The 17,749-nt window shown below is 62.4% G+C and carries 12 protein-coding genes and 1 pseudogene; 6 read left to right on the top strand and 7 right to left on the bottom strand.

Annotated features, from left to right (window positions below; translation table 11 throughout):
• Window positions 1-55: 55 nt before the first annotated feature.
• On the bottom strand, window positions 56-1,447 hold the full coding sequence (locus ACUIAG_RS06235) for an MATE family efflux transporter (protein ID WP_445339374.1): 1,392 nt from the start codon (window positions 1,445-1,447) through the stop codon (window positions 56-58).
• A gap of 417 nt (window positions 1,448-1,864) precedes the next feature.
• Here ACUIAG_RS06235 and dnaB point away from each other — a divergent pair, with 417 nt between their 5' ends.
• The 5 genes and pseudogenes from dnaB (at window position 1,865) to ACUIAG_RS06210 (ending at window position 7,736) form a co-directional block, all read left to right on the top strand.
• On the top strand, window positions 1,865-3,205 hold the full coding sequence (dnaB, locus tag ACUIAG_RS06230; RefSeq protein WP_045925168.1) for a replicative DNA helicase: 1,341 nt from the start codon (window positions 1,865-1,867) through the stop codon (window positions 3,203-3,205).
• 2 nt (window positions 3,206-3,207) lie between these two features.
• Window positions 3,208-4,599, top strand: coding sequence for a MurT ligase domain-containing protein (locus ACUIAG_RS06225; RefSeq protein ID WP_445339373.1), 1,392 nt, complete (start codon window positions 3,208-3,210; stop codon window positions 4,597-4,599).
• A gap of 26 nt (window positions 4,600-4,625) precedes the next feature.
• Window positions 4,626-5,426: a type 1 glutamine amidotransferase gene (locus ACUIAG_RS06220; RefSeq protein WP_445339372.1), complete on the top strand. Its 801-nt coding sequence runs from the start codon at window positions 4,626-4,628 to the stop codon at window positions 5,424-5,426.
• Window positions 5,427-5,573: 147 nt separating this feature from the next.
• Window positions 5,574-5,738: pseudogene (locus ACUIAG_RS06215) on the top strand (phasin family protein); the annotation flags it as partial.
• Window positions 5,739-6,026: 288 nt separating this feature from the next.
• Window positions 6,027-7,736, top strand: a complete 1,710-nt coding sequence (locus ACUIAG_RS06210) for an ABC1 kinase family protein (RefSeq protein WP_445340380.1) — start codon at window positions 6,027-6,029, stop codon at window positions 7,734-7,736.
• 54 nt (window positions 7,737-7,790) lie between these two features.
• On the opposite strand, the gene ACUIAG_RS06205 is transcribed toward ACUIAG_RS06210, so the two are convergent.
• Window positions 7,791-8,651 carry an aldo/keto reductase gene (locus ACUIAG_RS06205; protein WP_445339371.1) on the bottom strand — a complete coding sequence of 287 codons (861 nt, stop codon included), beginning with the start codon at window positions 8,649-8,651 and terminating at the stop codon, window positions 7,791-7,793.
• Between the two features lie 183 nt (window positions 8,652-8,834).
• Between ACUIAG_RS06205 and ACUIAG_RS06200 the strand changes: the two genes are divergently transcribed.
• Window positions 8,835-9,917 (top strand): glycerophosphodiester phosphodiesterase family protein, encoded by a 1,083-nt coding sequence (locus tag ACUIAG_RS06200; RefSeq protein WP_445339370.1) that lies wholly within the window; start codon window positions 8,835-8,837, stop codon window positions 9,915-9,917.
• Here the strand turns inward: ACUIAG_RS06200 and ACUIAG_RS06195 are convergent.
• The 5 genes from ACUIAG_RS06195 to ACUIAG_RS06175 form a co-directional block, all read right to left on the bottom strand.
• The gene (locus tag ACUIAG_RS06195; protein ID WP_445339369.1) at window positions 9,886-11,958 is read right to left on the bottom strand and encodes an FtsX-like permease family protein; all 2,073 of its coding nucleotides are present in this window, start codon (window positions 11,956-11,958) and stop codon (window positions 9,886-9,888) included. The two genes, ACUIAG_RS06200 and ACUIAG_RS06195, sit on opposite strands and share 32 nt — an antisense overlap.
• A 288-nt stretch (window positions 11,959-12,246) precedes the next feature.
• A complete protein-coding gene (gene upp / locus ACUIAG_RS06190; protein ID WP_015022561.1) occupies window positions 12,247-12,885 on the bottom strand; it encodes a uracil phosphoribosyltransferase in 639 nt (212 codons plus the stop codon).
• A 247-nt stretch (window positions 12,886-13,132) separates the two neighbouring features.
• Window positions 13,133-13,828 carry a thymidine phosphorylase gene (locus ACUIAG_RS06185; RefSeq protein WP_445340379.1) on the bottom strand — a complete coding sequence of 232 codons (696 nt, stop codon included), beginning with the start codon at window positions 13,826-13,828 and terminating at the stop codon, window positions 13,133-13,135.
• Between the two features lie 13 nt (window positions 13,829-13,841).
• Window positions 13,842-14,921 (bottom strand): NUDIX hydrolase, encoded by a 1,080-nt coding sequence (locus ACUIAG_RS06180; RefSeq protein WP_445339368.1) that lies wholly within the window; start codon window positions 14,919-14,921, stop codon window positions 13,842-13,844.
• A 61-nt stretch (window positions 14,922-14,982) separates the two neighbouring features.
• Window positions 14,983-17,229, bottom strand: a complete 2,247-nt coding sequence (locus tag ACUIAG_RS06175) for an RNA degradosome polyphosphate kinase (protein ID WP_144084917.1) — start codon at window positions 17,227-17,229, stop codon at window positions 14,983-14,985.
• Window positions 17,230-17,749: the final 520 nt, after the last annotated feature.

Raw genomic sequence — 17,749 nt, 5'->3', positions numbered from 1 at the left:
CGCTGTGGCCAATTTCATGGTCAAGCGGTCGGGGTCCTGCTTTTTCTATGGCTCTTCAGGCTTGGCTGGCCTGGCCAATGGTCCCCATCCAGACATCGGTGCGCGTTCTCAAGCCGTTGCAGATGGCCCTGACGCCAATGAAGAGGACATTGAGGACGGCCCAGAGCATGGCTATCCGCCAGGTGGGCGTCCAGTTCATGGCCAGAGCCGTCATGCCCAGCAGCCCGATCAGGTAGATCACAGCCGTCAGGGAGCAGGTGGCCGCCAGGTAGCGATAGTCCCCGGCACCTATCAGGATTCCGTCCAGGGCCCACATCCATCCGGCGACGGGCATGAAGACTCCCTGGACGATCATGCCCACGGTGATCAGCGCCCTGATGGCCGGCGTGGGGCTGAACAGGGGGGCGGCGAAGAGGCCCAAGGCGATCATGACCAGTCCGACCAGCACTCCCATGGCCATGCCTGCCCTGGCTGACAGGTCGGTCATGACCCGTGCCCGCGACCGCTGTCCGGCGCCCAGTTCGGTGGCTACCAGCGACTGACCGGCGATGCCCACGGCATCCAGCATGTTCAGTCCGAAGTTCCAGGCCGAGTTGACCCCCTGGTAGGCCGCCAGCACCTGCTCGCCGAGGTGGGCCGCAGCCACCACGGTCATAAAGAGGCAGACCCGCAGGGCCAGGGTCCGCAGGAAGAGCGGGAAGCCGTCGCCCATGCTGGCCGCCATGCCTGAGAGCCGGGGCCGCAGCTGGGCGCCTTCCCGACGGGCCCAGACCAGGGCGGGGATGGTCAGGAAGAGCCCCATGGCCCACTCGGCGATCAGGGTGGCCAAGCCCGAACCCAGAATGTCCATGTGCAGGCCGAAGACCAGAAGGACCTCCAGGGCGGTGTTGAGGATAGCGCCTGACACGGCGGCCACCAGGGTGATCTTTACCTTTTGCAATCCGCGGAAGATGCCGTTGGCCGCGTAGACCAGGAGCATGGCCGGAAGGCCGAAGACCAGGGCATTCAGATAGGTCTGCGCCGCCTGCAGGACCGGTCCGCGGGCTCCCATCAGGCTGCAGATGGGCCGGCTCAAAGCCAGGAGCAGGGCGCAGACGACCAGGCCGATGACGAAGGCCAGCCACATGCCGTCCACACCGGCCTGCATGCCCTCCCGTCGGCGGCCGGCGCCCATGAGCCGGGCCACCTGTGAGGTGGTTCCGTAGGCCAGAAAGATGCACAGGCCCACGGTGGTCAGCACCACCGTGGATCCGATGGAGAGCCCGGCCAGGGCCGAGTCGCTGATGTGGCCCACGATGGCGGTGTCGATCATGACGAAGAGCGGGGAGGCGATCAGCTGGCCGAAGGTGGGTATGGCCAGTCCGGCAATGGTCCGGTAGGTCGCCCGCCGTTCTTCCGGCGTGATTGATCCGGTCTTGGTTTCGGGGATGTTCCTGTGGCTGCGCATGGACGCCATGCTAATGCTCTGGACTGAAGACACAACCCCTGAAAGCCAGTCCGTGGACGCCCTGCCGGCAGATGACGTATCACCAAACAGCCCTGAGTGCAAGCTGGATTGATGATGTGGAAGACTGTCCCCAAGTTTTGCACAGAGTTATACCCATGAGGTGGATAAGTTGCGCACATGTCCTCTAGGACACGCCTTGAATGTGGATAACTTATTTTTCTGTACACATGCAGGAGCGACTCTATGCTGCATCCAGAGGGCTTGGCGCTTCCTGGTGAATGCCTTGGGTGAAATCCATCTCTCAGAGCTGTCAAGGACGGCCCTCTTCGTAGAATCGTGGCTATGGCTTCCGACGATTACACCGACTACACCCACCCCGAACAGCGCCCCACCGAACATGCCCAGACCGGCCGCGACATGCTCTTCGACCGGGTGCCCCCGCATGACGACGATGCGGAGATGGCAGTGCTTGGCGGCATGCTCATGAGCAAGGATGCCATCGGCGAGGTCAGCCAGATGATAGACATATCCGACTTCTATCAGCCCAAGCATCAGACCATCTACGAGGCCATCGTCACCCTCTTCTCGGCCTCCCAGCCGGTGGATGCGGTTCTGGTGGCCAATGAGCTGCTCAAGTCCGGGGACCTGGAGAAGGTGGGGGGCACCGACTATCTGCACTCCCTGGTGGCCTCGGTCCCTACAGCCGCCAACGCCACCTACTATGCGGAAATCGTCCACCAGCGGGCCATCCTGCGCAATGTGATCGCGGCCGGCACCAAGATCGCCCAGCTGGGCTACTCGGCCGAGGGCTCCCAGGCGGAGGACATCGTCAACCTGGCCCAGGCCGAGGTCTACGAGATGAGCGTGGGCAGGGTCCGCCAGGATTACGAGGCCATCGGGCCGGTCGTCCATGACACCCTGGACCAGCTGGACAAGCTGCAGAACGGCGACATGGAGCGGGGCGTGCCCACCGGTTTCAAGAGCATCGACGACGTGACCCAAGGCCTGCAGCCCGGGCAGATGATCGTGGTGGCCGGCCGCCCCGCCATGGGCAAGTCCACCCTGGGCATCGACTTCGCCCGTGCTGCGGCCCTCCACAACAACATGACCACAGTGGTCTTCTCCCTGGAGATGAGCAAGAACGAGCTGGCCCAGCGCATCATCTCGGCTGAGACCGACATCCCCCTGGTGGCCCTGCGCCGGGCGGACGACATCACCCCTGAGCGTTGGAACACCCTGAACACCTTCTGGAGCAGACTCCAGGACGCCCCGCTCTTCCTGGACGATTCGCCCAACATGAGCCTGATGGAGATCCGGGCCAAGTGCCGTCGCCTCAAGCAGACCAACGACCTGAAGCTGGTGGTCATCGACTACCTGCAGCTGATGACCTCGGGCAAGCGGGTCGAATCCCGCCAGCAGGAGGTCTCCGACTTCTCGCGCGCCCTGAAGCTGCTGGCCAAGGAGCTGGAGGTCCCGGTGGTGGCGCTGAGCCAGCTCAACCGTGGTCCCGAGATGCGCAACGACAAGAAGCCCATGCTCTCCGACCTGCGTGAATCGGGATCCATTGAGCAGGATGCCGACGTGGTCTTCCTGGTCCACCGGCCGGACTTCTACAACAAGGAGGACCGCCCGGGGGAGGCCGACATCATTCTGGCCAAGCACCGCAACGGCCCCACCGACACCTTCAAGCTGGCCTTCCTGGGCGAGAAGTCCAAGTTCAAGGACATGCCCCAGGACTACCAGCAGGGAGGGGTCTGATCATGCGGTCCAAGACTTCCAAGGCGCAGCCTGCCGATCAGCCCGGTCGTCCTCGTCGGCCTTGGCGCTCGCTCCTGGCCCTTCTGGTCGGCAAGGCGGTGCGCCACGTTTCGCGTCTGTCCCATCACGGCGGTTCGGCCCTGCCTGGCAAGGTGGTGGAGCGGATCGACCCGGGCTTCCTGGCCAGGACCCTGTCGGGGCTGCCTCGCGGGGTGGTTCTGGTCTCGGGGACCAACGGCAAGACCACCACTACCCGAATGGTCGCCTCCATGCTGGAATCCCTGGGCCTCAAGGTCTTCACCAATCCGACGGGGTCCAACTTCACCCGTGGCGTGGTCTCGGCCTTGGTTTCCACTCTGGGGCTCTCCGGCCGTCTGCACGCTGACATTGCCGTCCTGGAGCTGGACGAGGCCTATGCGGTCCACTTTGTGCGGCAGGTCAAGCCCCGCTACGCCCTCCTGCTCAATGTCATGCGTGACCAGCTGGACCGGTTCGGGGAAATCGATACTACTGCCCGGCTGCTGGGTCAGGTGGCCCAGGCCACCACGGGCACGGTGGTCCTCAACCGGGAGGATCCGCGCATCGTCAGCCTGGCTGCTCAGACGCCGGCCCAGACCGGTGTGGCCTACTTCGGCCTGTCGGACGATCTGCTGAGCTATTTCCCCACCGATGACGACATGCATGCCTCGGATCAGGATGCTGATGGTGCCGGTGCGGCCAGCGCTTCCCGCCCGGTCCGCCCCGGTCACCGGCTGCCAGCCGAGGTTACCCTGGAAAGGGTCATGGACCACAGGGCCGCCTTCCGCCTGGACGGTCGGCTCCTGGAGACCGATCTGCGTCTGGAGGGCGTCTACAACCTCTACAATGCGGCCGCTGCCCTGGCGCTGGTGAGGGTCGTTCTGGAGGACAGGGAGCCTGATGATGCGGCGCTCATGGACGCCCTGTCCAAGGTGACGCCCGCCTTCGGCCGCGGGGAGGTCATCACCTGCCAGGGCGCTCCGGTTGAGCTGGTCCTGGTCAAGAACCCTATGGGCTTCCGCCTGGCCCTGTCCTCCTTCAACCCTGCCGGCCAGGACACCATGATCGCCATCCGCGACGAGTACGCGGACGGGCGTGACATGAGCTGGCTCTGGGATGTGGACTTCACCTCGCTCAGGGATACCGGCGTGGCCATGGTCTCCGGCACCCGGGCCTATGACATGGCCCTGCGCCTGGCCTATGACCAGGTGCCCACGGAGGCGATCGAGACCGACCTGGATCGGGCGCTGACAGCATTCCTTGAGGTGCATCCCGGCCGACCCAAGCGAATCTACTGCACTTACACGTCTATGCTCCGGCTCCGGTCCGCCCTCGGCAGGATCACGAGCGTTGACGATGCCGGGGTGGGCGCATGAGCGAGCCAACCAAAAGGAGCGCAGGAATGCGGCAGACACAGGATAAGGCCAAGGCTGTGGGAGACCATCCGCCGCTGCAGATCCTTTCCCTCTACCACCGTGACATGAACATCTACGGGGATTCTGGGAACATACTCAGCGTGACCCGCAGGGCTGAGCTGTACGGGTTCCGCCCCATGGTCCGCTATTACGATCCCGGTGATGCCTGGCCCGAGCGGATCGATATGATTCTGGGCGGCGGCGGCCAGGACCATGGCCAGGAACGGATCATCGACGACCTGAGGAATCGGGGCGGGGATCTGCGTGATCTGGCTGACCAGGATGTGCCCATGCTGATGATCTGCGGGCTCTATCAGCTCTTCGGCCATTATTTCGAGACCTCCGACCATGAGCGCCTGGAGGGGGTCGGCATCCTTGACGTGCACACCATCGCCCAGCCCGAGCGGATGATCGGCAACCTGGTGGAGCAGGCAGAGGACTTCGGCAGAGTGGTTGGCTACGAGAACCACTCGGGCCTGACCTATCTGGGGGAGGGGGCCCATCCCCTGGGCAAGGTGACCGAGGATGGCCGCGGCAACAACGGCAAGGACCACACGGAGGGAGCCCGATGGAAGAAGGTCATCGGCACCTACATGCATGGGTCGCTGCTGCCGAAGAACCCGGCCATCACGGACTTCCTTATCAAGGGTGCGGCCGAAAGGCGGTACGGCCAGGGCACGTTCGCCCAGATGCAGGAAGCCATGGATCAGAAGAGCCGGAGTGAACTGGATCGTCTGGACTCCCTGGCCGATCAGGCCAGCCGAATTGCCGCATCAAGGCCCAGATGAAGAGGAGCCTGCGGTTCCTCTTGCCATGGTGTTGAATCGGATCGGTCAATGATAACCAGCTAGACTGTAAAGAGAGACGGCCGCTCGTCTCTTGGCGGTCAAAAGGGCCCGGTACTTCAAGGGCGTATGAATGCTGGGAGGCATATCATGTCGGATTTGCATATCGGTGACGGATTGCACAAGGTGCTTCTGGCTGGCATTGGAGCGCTGGCCACAGGCGTGGAGAAGGGCCAGGAGGTCATCGACAGCCTGGTGAAGAAGGGCGAGCTGACGGTCGAGCAGGGGAAGATTCTCAACACTGAGCTCAAACGGAACAGGAAGACCCCTCCCGCTCCTGCACCTGCTGAAAGCGCTCCTGCACAGGCTGCTGGCGCGCCCAGGCCAGCGACCCATGTTGCTCCTGACGCCCGTCGTCCCGACCATGATCCCTTGGCGCCAATGCCGAATCGTCGGTCCGGGTCCATCCCCATCACCTCCAATGATCCCATTGCAGGTCAGCAGGGCTGAAAGGCAGTCAATTACTGTCAGCGTCGGTCGTCTGCGCCGGAATGTCTGCCGCTGGTCGGCCATGCGGATAAAGGACGCAGGTGAGTGGTGAGTATGGATGCCATGAACGGACATGATGCCCCGGTGCAGACCATTGGCCTCTTCGGGGTCGGCACGGGAGAGCGGCAGGGGGCGGCAGGAAGGATCCGGCACAGGAGTGGCAGGGCCCGTCGATTGGCTGAGATGATCCGCATCGCCAACCGGTTCGACATCATCCACGGGCTGACTCCGGTCACCATGCGTCGACTGTTCGAAGCGCTTGGGCCCACTTTCGTCAAGGTGGGCCAGATTCTCTCCATGCGTTCGGAGATCCTGCCGGAGGCCTTTTGCCGTGAGCTCTCCAAGCTGCGCGCCGACGCGGATCCCATCCCGTATTCCGTGGTGACCAGCACCCTGGCCGCCGAGTATGGCCGTCCGCTCGACCGGATCTTCTCCTCCATAGACCCTGTTCCCTTGGGGTCGGCTTCCCTGGCGCAGGTGCACCGGGCCCGCCTGGTCAGCGGTGAGGACGTGGCCGTCAAGGTCCAGCGCCCAGGGATTCAAGAGACCATGGCCCAGGACATCGACATCCTGCGCAGCATGGTCAAGTGGGCCTCCCGGTTCGTCCGCAGCACCCAGGTGATCGACATCCGCGGGGTGGTCGAGGAGCTCTGGGAGACCTTCCAGTCCGAGGTCGACTTCCAGCAGGAGGCCGCCAATCTGGCGGAGTTCAAGGATTTTTGCGACTCATACGCCTACATCGACTGCCCGAAGCCCTATCCTGAGCTTTGCACCAGGCATGTGGTGGTGATGGAGTACATCGACGGGATATCGCTCTCACGGCCCGCCCAGCTGGTGGCCCAGGGCTATGACCTGAAGGAGATCGGCACCAAGCTGGTCGACAACTATGCTACCCAGATCATGGGCCGGGGCTTCTTCCACGCCGATCCGCACCCCGGCAACATCATCATCCGCGATGGTTCCATAGTGCTGATCGACCTGGGAATGGTCGGCCGCCTGGACGAGGTGACCAAATCGGCTTTGAAGGACATGATTTTTGCAGTAGGCCGCGAGGATTCACCAGCCCTGGCCCAGGGGCTGCTCCGTTTCGCCGGTACGGGAGAGGCCAGAGCCGAGGACTACCCTTATCTCCTTGCCGACCTGGATGCGGTCGTCCAGCGGTTCGGCAAGCTGGATCTGGCCGATCTGGACATCGCCGAATACGTCAATGCCGTGATGAAGCTGGCCGCCCGGCATGGCATCAAGGTGCCGGGGTCGGTCACCATGGTGGCGCGGTGCCTGGTCACCCTTGAAGGACTCTTGGACGAGTTCCTGCCTGAGGCCAACATCGTGCAGATCATCACTGATCATGTCGCCTATAGCCAGAGCACGGGGTCCATCCTCAAGGAGGAGGCCCGGAAGCTGGGCATCCAGGGCGACCTGGCCCTGCATGGCCTTTTGGGCGCCCTCGCTGAGTCCCAGACCGCGACCAAGATGCTGACCCGGGGCCAGCTGCGCGCCAATGTGCAGCTGGTAGGCTCCGAGGAACCTCTGCAGCAGCTGTCCGACATGGTCAACAGACTGACCATGGCCCTCATTGTCGTCGGACTCTATGTGGGCTCTTCAATCGTCTACTTCGCCCGCGTCAAGCCAGTGGTCTTCGGCATCCCGGTGGTCAGCATGCTGGGGTACGTGGTGGCCTTCATTCTTTCGGTCTGGATAGTCCTGGACATCCTGATCAAGCACCGGGCCCTCAAGCGTCGGCGACGCAACGGCGAAGCCTAGGCCGAGAGCCCGTCCATCCTGCACAGATGCTGTCAAATACTGTCAGATGCTGAATCAGTTGGCGAAATCCTCCACTGTCTCAGGATCCTCATGGTTCATGAAGGCGGATTTGCCGGTGTCCATGGCCCGCAGCCGGCCCATCTCCTGGTCGCTGAGCTGGAAGTCCCAGATGTCGAGGTTCTCGCGCATGCGCTCGCGGTGGGTGGTCTTGGGGATGACGATGACCCCGTCCTGGACCAGGAAGCGCAGGGCCACCTGGGCTGCGGTCCGGCCGTGCGCCTGCCCGATCTCGGTCAGGGTCGGGTTGGTGAACATCCCCTGGCGTCCCTCGGCGAAAGGTCCCCAGGATTCGATCCGGGTGCCGTACTTGTCCATGTAGGTGCGTTCCTGGGGGCGCTGGTGGAAGACGTGGGTCTCCAGCTGGTTGACGGCAGGGACGATTCTGTTGAACTTGACCAGGTCCACATAGCGGTCGGCATAGAAGTTCGAGACGCCGATGGCCCGCAGGACCCCCTGGTCATAGAGGTCCTCAAGGGCGTGCCAGGCTGCGTAGTAGTCGTTGAAGGGCTGGTGGAGGAGGACCAGGTCCATGTGGTCGGTGCCCAGCTTCTTCATGGACTCCTCGACCGAGGCCTTGGTCTTGTCGTATCCGTAGTTGGTAATCCAGACCTTGGTGGTCAGGAAGACCTGGTCGCGGTCGAGGCCGCTCTGGGCCAGGGCATCTCCGACGGCTTGCTCGTTTCCATAGGCCTGGGCCGTGTCGATGGCCCGGTACCCGGTCTCCAGGGCATCCAGGACTGAGCGGCGACACTCGTCCAGGTCGGCGATCTGGTAGACGCCGAAGCCTTCCATAGGCATGAGGACGCCGTTGTTGAGCTTAACGGACGGGACGGAGGCGGATAAATCATTCTGCATGGTATTGCGCTTCTTTCTTGGCAGATTGCTCGACGGAGTTGGCTAAAGGCGGGAGCGTGCCTCTCTGATCTGCTCGTTCAAGGATAGGGTCTTCAAGCAGCTTGAAGTCAAGCTCAGCAAAGCGCGTCCAGCCTCCTGCGATGCTAGCGTGGGTAGTGAAGTAGCTGATGGCTGGAGGCGATGATGGGGTCCAAAGCACGATTGGCCGGCAAGGTCGCACTGGGTCTGGGATTGGGGGTTTTGGGGGCCTGGAGTTGGGCTCTGGCCCCCGGCCTTTCGGTGGTTGCGGGCCGAAGAAAGCCTGTAGGCCTGTCCTTGCACCCCTATGCGCACAGGGGTCTGCACGACGCTGGCTCGGGGATGGAGACGACCAATCCCAACCCTGGTCAGACCGCCTACTTGCAGCGTATTCATGACCGTCTGAAGGTTGCATCCGGCAGACCCTCGGGCAAGCACGCTTCGGTTCCGGCCAAATCCCACCGGGTGGTGGCGCCCGAAAATTCGCTGGCTGCCTTCGAGGCGGCCTGCAGGGCCGGTTACGGGATCGAGCTGGATGTCCATCTCAGCCGGGACGGCCAGGTGGTGGTCATCCACGATGGAGACCTGCAGCGGGTGGCGGGCGTCAATCGAGCGGTGGCTGATTTGACCTACGATCAGCTGCAGAGGATCCCCCTGTGCCCAAGCCCTGCCCAGGCTTTTGAGTCGGGCAAAGAGATTCCGGACTCTGCCGACCACGACGGTGATCCCGAAACGGAGGGCGAGGACGGGGACGTTAACGATCCAGAAGTGCAGCATGTGCCTCTGTTGTCCGAGGTGCTCGCTCTGGTGGATGGCCGGGTGCCCTTGGTCGTCGAGATCAAGATGGACAGGGGCTTGGATCGGGAGCTCGTACGTCGGACCGATGCCCTCCTGTCCAGGTATCAGGGCCCCTATGTAATTGAGTCCTTCAACGTCCTGGCCCTTGCCTGGTATCGGGTTCACCACCCAGGCGTCACCAGGGGGCAACTGGTCGCCCCCTATCATGGCCGGGTGGATTCGCGCTCCTCAGCCCTGCGCTGGATGGCCGGGTCCCTCCTCTTCAACTGGCTGGGGCGGCCGGACTTCGTAGCCTGCGAGTGGCACAGCGGGCACTCACTGCCCATGCGTCTCTATCGGTTCCTAGGTGGAACGCCCATCGCCTGGACCGTCCGCTCCGAGCATGCGCAGGAGGAGGCCAGTCCGGACTTTGATGGGATTATCTTCGAGTCGTATCTGCCCGAGAGCTGAACCAGCTATGCAGCCCGGAGGCTGCAGCGGCCAGGCCTATCGCCCAGAGTGCCATGGTCAGGAAGTAGCCGTAGGGGAGAGGCACGACGCTCATGTCCACTTGGCCGGACAACTGATGGAAGATGACGGCCAGCACCCCCGCCATGGCCAGGGCTGAAAGCAGGGTGGCCGAAAGAGCATCGATTACTGACTCCCAAATCGAGGAGCAGACCAATGTTCCACGTGAAACACCGGCAGCCTGCATCCTTCGGTTCTCCTGGCGGCGCTCATTGACTGCGATGGCGCATGCCTGGATCAGGAAGATGGCCGTCAGGACGATGGCCCCGCTCGCTATCTGGGGCATGGCCCGCTGCACCTCCTGTGACCTTTGGATGTCGGAACGAATGTACTCTTTCTTGGTGCAGGCTTTGATGCCCTTCCTGTCCCATGAAGCGTTGAGTTGACTGATCAGATCGTCTGTCCGCACTCCTGGGGTGGTCCTGGCTAGGGTGGTCAACCCTCTGTTGTCGGGAGCCAGTTGTGACAGGCTGTCATCCATGATCAGGTATTCGCCTGTCTGCCCTGTCGGTGTCATGTCAACAATGGCGGTGATGGTCAGCGTGTGACGCTTTTCGTTTTTGTCGATTAAGGTCAGCGTGCGTCCGAGGGGATTCTTTTCCTGACTGTGGCCTTTCGATGTGACGGCGACCTTACCTGGTCCCAGGTCTGCAGCCGAGCCTGTGATGAAAGCAGGACTGATCGTGTCAAGCGCCTTGCCGCTTTTGTTGATGTGCATGGCGCTTATGAAAGGTGCATCGCTTTTGCTGTCTGTGTTACCTGCTCTTCTCCAAGATTCTTTGCTGTAGGTGACGGCGGATCCCACATCTGCGGACGAGCGAAGTTGCCGGTCCAAATCCCTGGTGTCTTTGGTATCTGTTGTGACCATGACTTCGGCAGCGACCGGCTTATACCGGCTTATGGCTTCTTGCGCCCAGCTGGACCGTCCTAGGGCTATTATTCCGGTCACGATGACCAGCATCAGTATGATCGGCACTGCGACGGCGGTGGAGCTCCGATTTTCTTTCCGCGCCCTTTGCCGCGCCAGGAGACCTGCACCTCGGAAAGCCAGTTGGAAGGGAATGCCGATCAGGTTGGCGCACGCCGGAACCAGGACAGGAGCCAGGGCACCGATGATGACCAGCAGACAGCCGGTCGTGGCCAGGATCTGGATTTCAATGTCCATGCCGTTGAAGCGGTGATAGACCATGGCCAGTCCTCCAGCCAGGCCGGCCAGGGCGATTATCAGGCGAAGAGGGCCGATTGACTTGGTCCCTGATCTGTTCTCGGAGTCCTGCAGGGCCTCGATGGGAGAGATGGCGGTAATCCTCCTGGCGGCGAACCAGGTTCCGAAGAGGCCTGCCAGGAGTATCCCCGCGAAAGCGAAGATAATTCCCATGGGGTGGGGATGCGCGGTCATTTCCAGTGCTTCAAGACCTGAGTTGATCAGGGACTTGGCGAATGCGGGCACCAGCAGGCATCCCGCCGAACTGCCCAGGAGGGCGGCCAAACCTACCGGAATCATGAATTCCAGCAGAGAGATGAATCTCACGGTCCTGGGAGAGGCGCCGGAAAGCCGCATCATGGCATACTCGCGACGACGGCGCTCGATCAGGAACCCCACGGAGGTGATGACCAGGAAGATGGAGACGAACCCGCATATGCAGGCGTACGTTATGGATATCAGTGCAGCGCCGTCTTGTAAGGACAGGGTCATAGCGCGGTCGTAGGAATTCATTGCGCGTGTATCCGGCATCCCGTCGCCCTTGCGAGCGGCAATGGCTACCTGGGCCCAGGCGCTGGTAAGGACTGAAGCGGCCATGACTGCCAGGACCATGACCGTGTAGGAGGACCGATGCTCATGCAGAAAGGATCGCACCAGGGAGGCCAGGCCAGGAGTGCGTGCCTTGGTTCGACCTGCGGTGTGCGAGCGACCCCCACCCATCGGTCCTGAGGCCCCGGTTCCTGCCAGTGATCCACCTAGGGAAAGGGACTTGCCCTCCATGGTATGCTCCTTTCTCGCCCTTGAATGCCGCTGTTCTTATTGCAACACCGGGCAAAGGCCCACTCAGGGTGTTTTCAGGGTCAGACCAGGGGAGAACCAGGGTGGCAATGAGTGATTGTGTGCTTGGCATAGGGTACGAGATGGCAGGAAGAGCACGGACAAAATGACCACTTTGCCGAGTGTCATCAGCAAAGTCTGCCACAGAAAGTGATTGAAAAAAGGATCCGAACTATGCAAAGTTCGGATCCTCGGAAGATTTAGGGTCTGTGCCCCTGTCAATTTATTGGCTCAGTCGATGACGCCGTAAAGGCGGTCGCCGGCATCGCCCAGGCCTGGCACGATGTAGGCGTGCTCGTTCAGTTTCTGATCGACTGCGCAGACCACCACCTTGAGGTTGATGGAGGGGTCCATCTCCTCCTTGAGGCGGTTCAGGCCCTCGGGAGCGGCCAGGATGTTGATGGAGGTCACGTCCTTGGCGCCGCGCTCGGCCAGGTATTTGGTGGCGGCGATCAGGGTGCCGCCGGTGGCCAGCATGGGATCCAGCAGGAAGCACTGACGGCCGGAGAGGTCCTCCGGCAGGCGGTTGGCGTAGGTGATGATGTCCAGGGTGTTCTCGTCACGCTTGAGGCCAAGGAATCCGACCTCGGCGGTGGGCAGCAGACGGGTCATGCCGTCAAGCATGCCCAGTCCGGCGCGCAGAATGGGAACCACCATGGGGCGCGGGGAGCAGAGCTTCTTGCCCACCATGGGAGCGACCGGGGTCTCGATGGGGTGATCCTCGATGTCCAGATTGCGGGTGGCCTCGTAAGCCTCAAGCATGACCAGTTCGCTGATCAGCTCGCGGAAGGTGTTGGAAGGGGTGTTTTTGTCCCGCAGTACGGTCAGCTTGTGCTCGATCAGCGGGTGTTCCAGTACGTGAAGTTCCATACCTCTCAGCGTAGCTCAGCGGGTCGGCTTCTGGTAGCGACCGGCAAGCCATGCTGTCTTTGATTTGGGAATGGAAATGAAAACGCCGAACCATGCAAGCGCCTGTCGGCGCAAACGCCGCTCGCAGCGGCAACAAACGGAGCCCGGGGCTTAGCCATGGTCCGGCGCAGTCCCCATTGTAGGGCATGCCGGGCCTGATCTGCGCTCACGGCGCGCTTACGCTTCCGGCTTGAAAGGACGGCGGGCTCTACTCCAGCCGTCCCCGCCGCCAGAGCGAGGCGCCCCGCATAAAGTCACGGGCCGTCTGATTGAGGGAGTTGACAGTGCGCTGTGCCGCGTCCACCTCCTTGGCCTTCTGACCGTCCAGCTGCCGGCTCTGGGCATCCCGGATGGTGGTCTTGATGCCGCGGGCGATCACGTCGCAGAAGGCTCCGGCCCGTTCCAGGGCTATGGCGAAGTCGCCGGTGAAGGCTCCGGAGAGGATGGAGTCGGCGGTTCGGATGATGTCGTCGGCCTCCGGGGCCTGGTCTACGCCGGCGATGGCTGATGCAGCGGTGTCGGTGGGTTCGCCCAGCCGCCACAGACGACTGATTCCGTCAGCGTCCTTACGCATCCAGCTGCGAAGCATGTAGAGCCGCCATAGGATGCCGGGCAGGGAGTCGGGGTCGCTGTCGCTCCAGAGCTCGGCCACGACATCCACGCCTTCGCGGTCCACCAGGGTCAGAACCCGTTTTACGATGACGGGGTCGGCGCTGTGGTGGACCCGGTCCAGCAGGGAGGCTGCAGACACGTGGCTCATCTCGCTGATCTGCTGCGGATCCATGCCTCCGGAGAGCTGGTCGGCGATGGCCGGGTCCAGCTGGCCTGGGCGTGAGGGCCTGGATGCTCCAGTGCCGGATGCCACGAATCCCGTGCGGGAGGAGCGGATTGAGGATGAGCCGATTCTGGAGTTGCTGTCAGTAGACAATGGGAGTCACCTTCTGTATGTCGATGATGGTCGGATGATTGGGGTCGCCGGCCAGACTGAGGACGACGGCGTTGCCGGTGGGCATGAAAGGGGAGTCGTCGGGCAGCCGTTTGGACAGTGATCTACTGGAGCACAGCCCGCGAAGCTTTTCGAATATGCCGCCCAGGACCGGGCGATGCATGCAGATCATAGTGGTTCTGTTGCCTGTCAGCAGGTCGGCCATCTGCCTGTCCAACCAGCTGTGGGCCTGTTCGGGGCGGCGGTGGTAGGAGGACTCCGTCAGGCAGGCCACCATCTCCATGGGCAGGCCTACCTCGTCGGCGTAGGGTCGCAATGTCTGCACACAACGGATCCAGGGTGAGGACAGGAGGCGGTCGGGCGCGAAGCAGGCCAGCTCCCTAGCCAGGGCGTAGGAGGTGCCGGCGCCTCTGGGGGTCAGAGGACGATTCGCATCCTTGCCTGTCCACTCCTTCCGTGCCACTGCCTTGCCGTGGCGGACGATGATCAACTGACGAGCCCGGATGCCACCCTGCTCCACCCGATCCACGAAGGCGTCCAATATGGTTCTGTCGCTGGGGTGGGTCAATAGTTTGCGGGCTTCGGAGGCTCCGACCCATCGTACCTGATCGACTTCCCTGGAATCCGGCCGGTGGATGGGCCCCAGCAGTGCGCTCTGACCGGCTGCGTGTTCCGAGTCGGTCGATGTGGCCATCCAGTAGCAGATATGTTTGAGTCTGCCGCCCTTGCCGCCCCGGCGTCGGCCCTCGTTGTTCAGGGGATATTCGGCATCCCCTAGGTATGGCCCCAGCCGGACAAGACAGCCTGTCTCCTCGCCGACCTCGCGCACGGCCGCCCGCATGTGGGTCTCACGATTCTCCAGCTTGCCCTTGGGCCAGCTCCAATCGTCGTACTTGGGACGATGAACCAGGCAGAGCTCCAGCTCATCAAGGTCGGAGCGTGGGCTGGCTCCTGGGGCTGCTCGGCCGTCGTCGCTGAATTTCATCCAGCCCTGGAAGCTTGTGCGCCACCGGTAGAGGATGGCTCCGGCTGCCTCGACCGTCCTGCTCATGGCCGGATGCCATCCCGATCGTCCACCTCGGCGGCGGACCTGCCGGCCTGGAGGCGCATCATCATCGCCTGGCCCTGGGGGTTCGGGCGTGACGGTCGATCAGGTACTCCTGCGAGTCGACCAAAGGCCGGCCCTGGTCATCCCGGCTGTGGCGCACGTAGGTGCCGTCGGGCTGCATGTGCCAGGAACTGGTGGTGTCAGCCATCTGCAGATCCACATAGTCGATCAGCCCCTGCACCTGCTCGGGGGCAGTGATCCGGACCAGCGCCTCCACACGGCGGTCCAGGTTGCGGTGCATCAGGTCGGCAGAACCTATCCAGACCTCAGGCCCGGCCAGGGGACCCTCGCCGATCTGAGGGCCTTGGGAGTTGGCGAAGGCGAAGATGCGGCTGTGCTCCAGGAAGCGTCCCAGGATGGAGTGGACTCGGATATTCTCGCTCAGCCCGGGCACGCCTGGCTTCAGGGCGCATATGCCGCGCTCCACGATGTCGATGCGGACCCCTGCCTGGCTGGCCCGGTAGAGGGCGTCGATGATCTTTTCGTCCACCAAGGAGTTGACCTTGATTCGTATCCATGCAGGCTTGCCGTTCAGGGCAGTCTCTTCCTCGCGGGCGATCCGCTGCAGCAGCCCGGAGCGAACCGTGCGCGGGGCTACCAATAAGCGGTGGAAGGATGACTTGGGCGCATAGCCTGACAGCTGGTTGAAAAGCCGTGTCAGGTCCTGTCCAACCACCGGATCGCAGGTCAGCAGACCCAGGTCGGTGTACTGGCGGGCGGTCTTGGGGTTGTAGTTGCCGGTGCCTACGTGGCAGTAACGACGCAGGCCGTCCTGCTCCTGACGGACCACCAGGGAAAGTTTGCAGTGGGTCTTGAGCCCCACGATTCCATAGACTACATGGACGCCGGCTCGTTCCAGCTGACGAGCCCAGGCGATGTTGGCCTCCTCATCAAACCGGGCCTTGATCTCTACCAGAGCCAGGACCTGCTTGCCGGCGTGAGCGGCATCCACCAGGGCGTTGATGATGGGCGAGTTGCCCGAGGTTCGGTAGAGGGTCTGCTTGATGGCCAGCACTCGCGGATCGGCCGCCGCCTGCTCCAGGAAGGCCTGGACCGAGGTGGAGAAGGAGTCATAGGGGTGGTGGAGGAGGATGTCATGCTCGCGGATGGCGGCGAAGATGTCCTGGGCCTGGCTGGATTCCACCTCGGCTATCTGCCGGTTGGTGGTGGGAATGAAGGGGCGAAACTTGAGGTCGGCCCGGTCGATGGACTGCAGCTCGAACAGGACCGTGCAGTCCAAGGGTGCGGGCAGTCGATAGACCTCCTCCTGGTTGACCCGGAGCTTGCTGGCCAGCAGCTGTGAGAGGAAGGGAGAAGCGGAGTCGGAAATCTCCAGGCGGATGGGCGGTCCGAACCGACGCTGCAGCAGCTCCTTCTCCATGGCGTTGAGCAGATTTTCGGCGTCGTCCTCTTCTACGTCAATGTCTTCGTTGCGGGTGACGCGGAAGGAGCGGGCCTCCTTGATGATCATGCCTGGGAAGAGGTATTCCAGGTGGGCGATGATCAGGTTCTCCATGGTGATGAACCCGTAGCGCTCCTCCCGGCCCTCCTCGTCGGTCAGATCGTCCACAGGAACCAGACGGGAGAGGTTGTCGGGAATCTTGACGCGGGCGAAGTGGGTCTTGCCTGAGGTCGGGTTCTCCACCAGGACCGCCAGATTCAAGGAGTTGCCTGAGATATAGGGGAAGGGGTGGGCCGGGTCGACGGCCAGCGGGGTCAGGACCGGAAAGACCTGGTTACGGAAGAAGTTGGTGAGCCGTTCCTGCTCCTGGCTGCTCAGCTGTGTCCAGCTCAGCAGGATGATGCTTTCGGCGGCCAGATCCGGCAGAATGTGGTTGATGACATAGTGGGCATGCTCGTCCTGCAGCTTGTGCGCCTGCTCGGAGATGGCCCTCAGTTGTTGACGGGGGCTCATTCCGCTGGCGGCCGTCACAGCGATGCCGGTGTCCACGCGACGCTTCAGACCCGCCACGCGGACCATGAAGAACTCATCGAGATTGCTGGCGAAGATGGCGGCGAAGTTGGCGCGCTCCAGCAGGGGCACGCTCTCGTCTTCGGCCAGTTCAAGCACGCGTTTGTTGAACTTGAGCCAGCTCAGCTCCCGGTCGAAATAGCGGTCCTCAGGCAAGGGCGAGACCGGGTGATCCGAGTGCCTGGATACATGCCGTGCCTGGCCGTCGGTCTCGGCAATATGCTCCGCGATCTGGCTGCGTAGCAAGGCCTTGGAGGGTGCGTCAAATTTCTGAACCATACCATAGCACTCTATTCGCAGGTGCCGTCCTCTGCAATCGTTGATAACGCTTGTGGATAAATAGGAACGGCCCCCCGCAGGAGGCCGTTCCCACAAGGTCGGTCCGGATGGAATCTCTGCACAACATCATCGTTGCAACGGTCAAGTCTTATACACCCGTTCAACGTATCGGTCCTAGTGGCCATACACTTTGTGGGCTTCCTCGTTCTCGAACCGTCCTTGTATATGCCATTATGCCAGTTTTCAGGCCGCTGGCAAGCCTGTCCATCGGCTGGGGCGGGGAAGGCTGCCGGCTTGGTCTTTTGTGCGATTGCGTGCATTGCGGCAGGCTGAATACGCCAAGTTTGGAGGAATCTGTTGCTTCTGTGTGATCATCTGTGGCCTTTCATGGGCATGGGCTCAAAAATGCTGTAGTTTCAGGCGTGTCGTGGTCTTGATGCGTTTTTACACAGAGAGGGCGAAGCGATGTGGAGGCATAGGGTCATTCGACCACATCCGTTCCGGGGACTGGTGCTGATGC

The sequence above is a fragment of the Bifidobacterium sp. ESL0825 genome, from assembly GCF_052606465.1.
Note: the sequence above shows the minus strand (reverse complement) of the source record. Positions and strands in the feature narration are given on the sequence as shown.

Excerpts from the sequence above, each read along its gene's own strand:
- ACUIAG_RS06235 (WP_445339374.1), bottom strand. The coding sequence starts at position 1,447 with ATGCGCAGCCACAGGAACATCCCCGAAACCAAGACCGGATCAATCACG.
- dnaB (WP_045925168.1), top strand. The coding sequence starts at position 1,865 with ATGCTCTTCGACCGGGTGCCCCCGCATGACGACGATGCGGAGATGGCA.
- ACUIAG_RS06225 (WP_445339373.1), top strand. The coding sequence starts at position 3,208 with ATGCGGTCCAAGACTTCCAAGGCGCAGCCTGCCGATCAGCCCGGTCGT.
- ACUIAG_RS06220 (WP_445339372.1), top strand. The coding sequence starts at position 4,626 with ATGCGGCAGACACAGGATAAGGCCAAGGCTGTGGGAGACCATCCGCCG.
- ACUIAG_RS06210 (WP_445340380.1), top strand. The coding sequence starts at position 6,027 with ATGGATGCCATGAACGGACATGATGCCCCGGTGCAGACCATTGGCCTC.
- ACUIAG_RS06205 (WP_445339371.1), bottom strand. The coding sequence starts at position 8,651 with ATGCAGAATGATTTATCCGCCTCCGTCCCGTCCGTTAAGCTCAACAAC.
- ACUIAG_RS06200 (WP_445339370.1), top strand. The coding sequence starts at position 8,835 with ATGGGGTCCAAAGCACGATTGGCCGGCAAGGTCGCACTGGGTCTGGGA.
- ACUIAG_RS06195 (WP_445339369.1), bottom strand. The coding sequence starts at position 11,958 with ATGGAGGGCAAGTCCCTTTCCCTAGGTGGATCACTGGCAGGAACCGGG.
- upp (WP_015022561.1), bottom strand. The coding sequence starts at position 12,885 with ATGGAACTTCACGTACTGGAACACCCGCTGATCGAGCACAAGCTGACC.
- ACUIAG_RS06180 (WP_445339368.1), bottom strand. The coding sequence starts at position 14,921 with ATGAGCAGGACGGTCGAGGCAGCCGGAGCCATCCTCTACCGGTGGCGC.
- ACUIAG_RS06175 (WP_144084917.1), bottom strand. The coding sequence starts at position 17,229 with ATGGTTCAGAAATTTGACGCACCCTCCAAGGCCTTGCTACGCAGCCAG.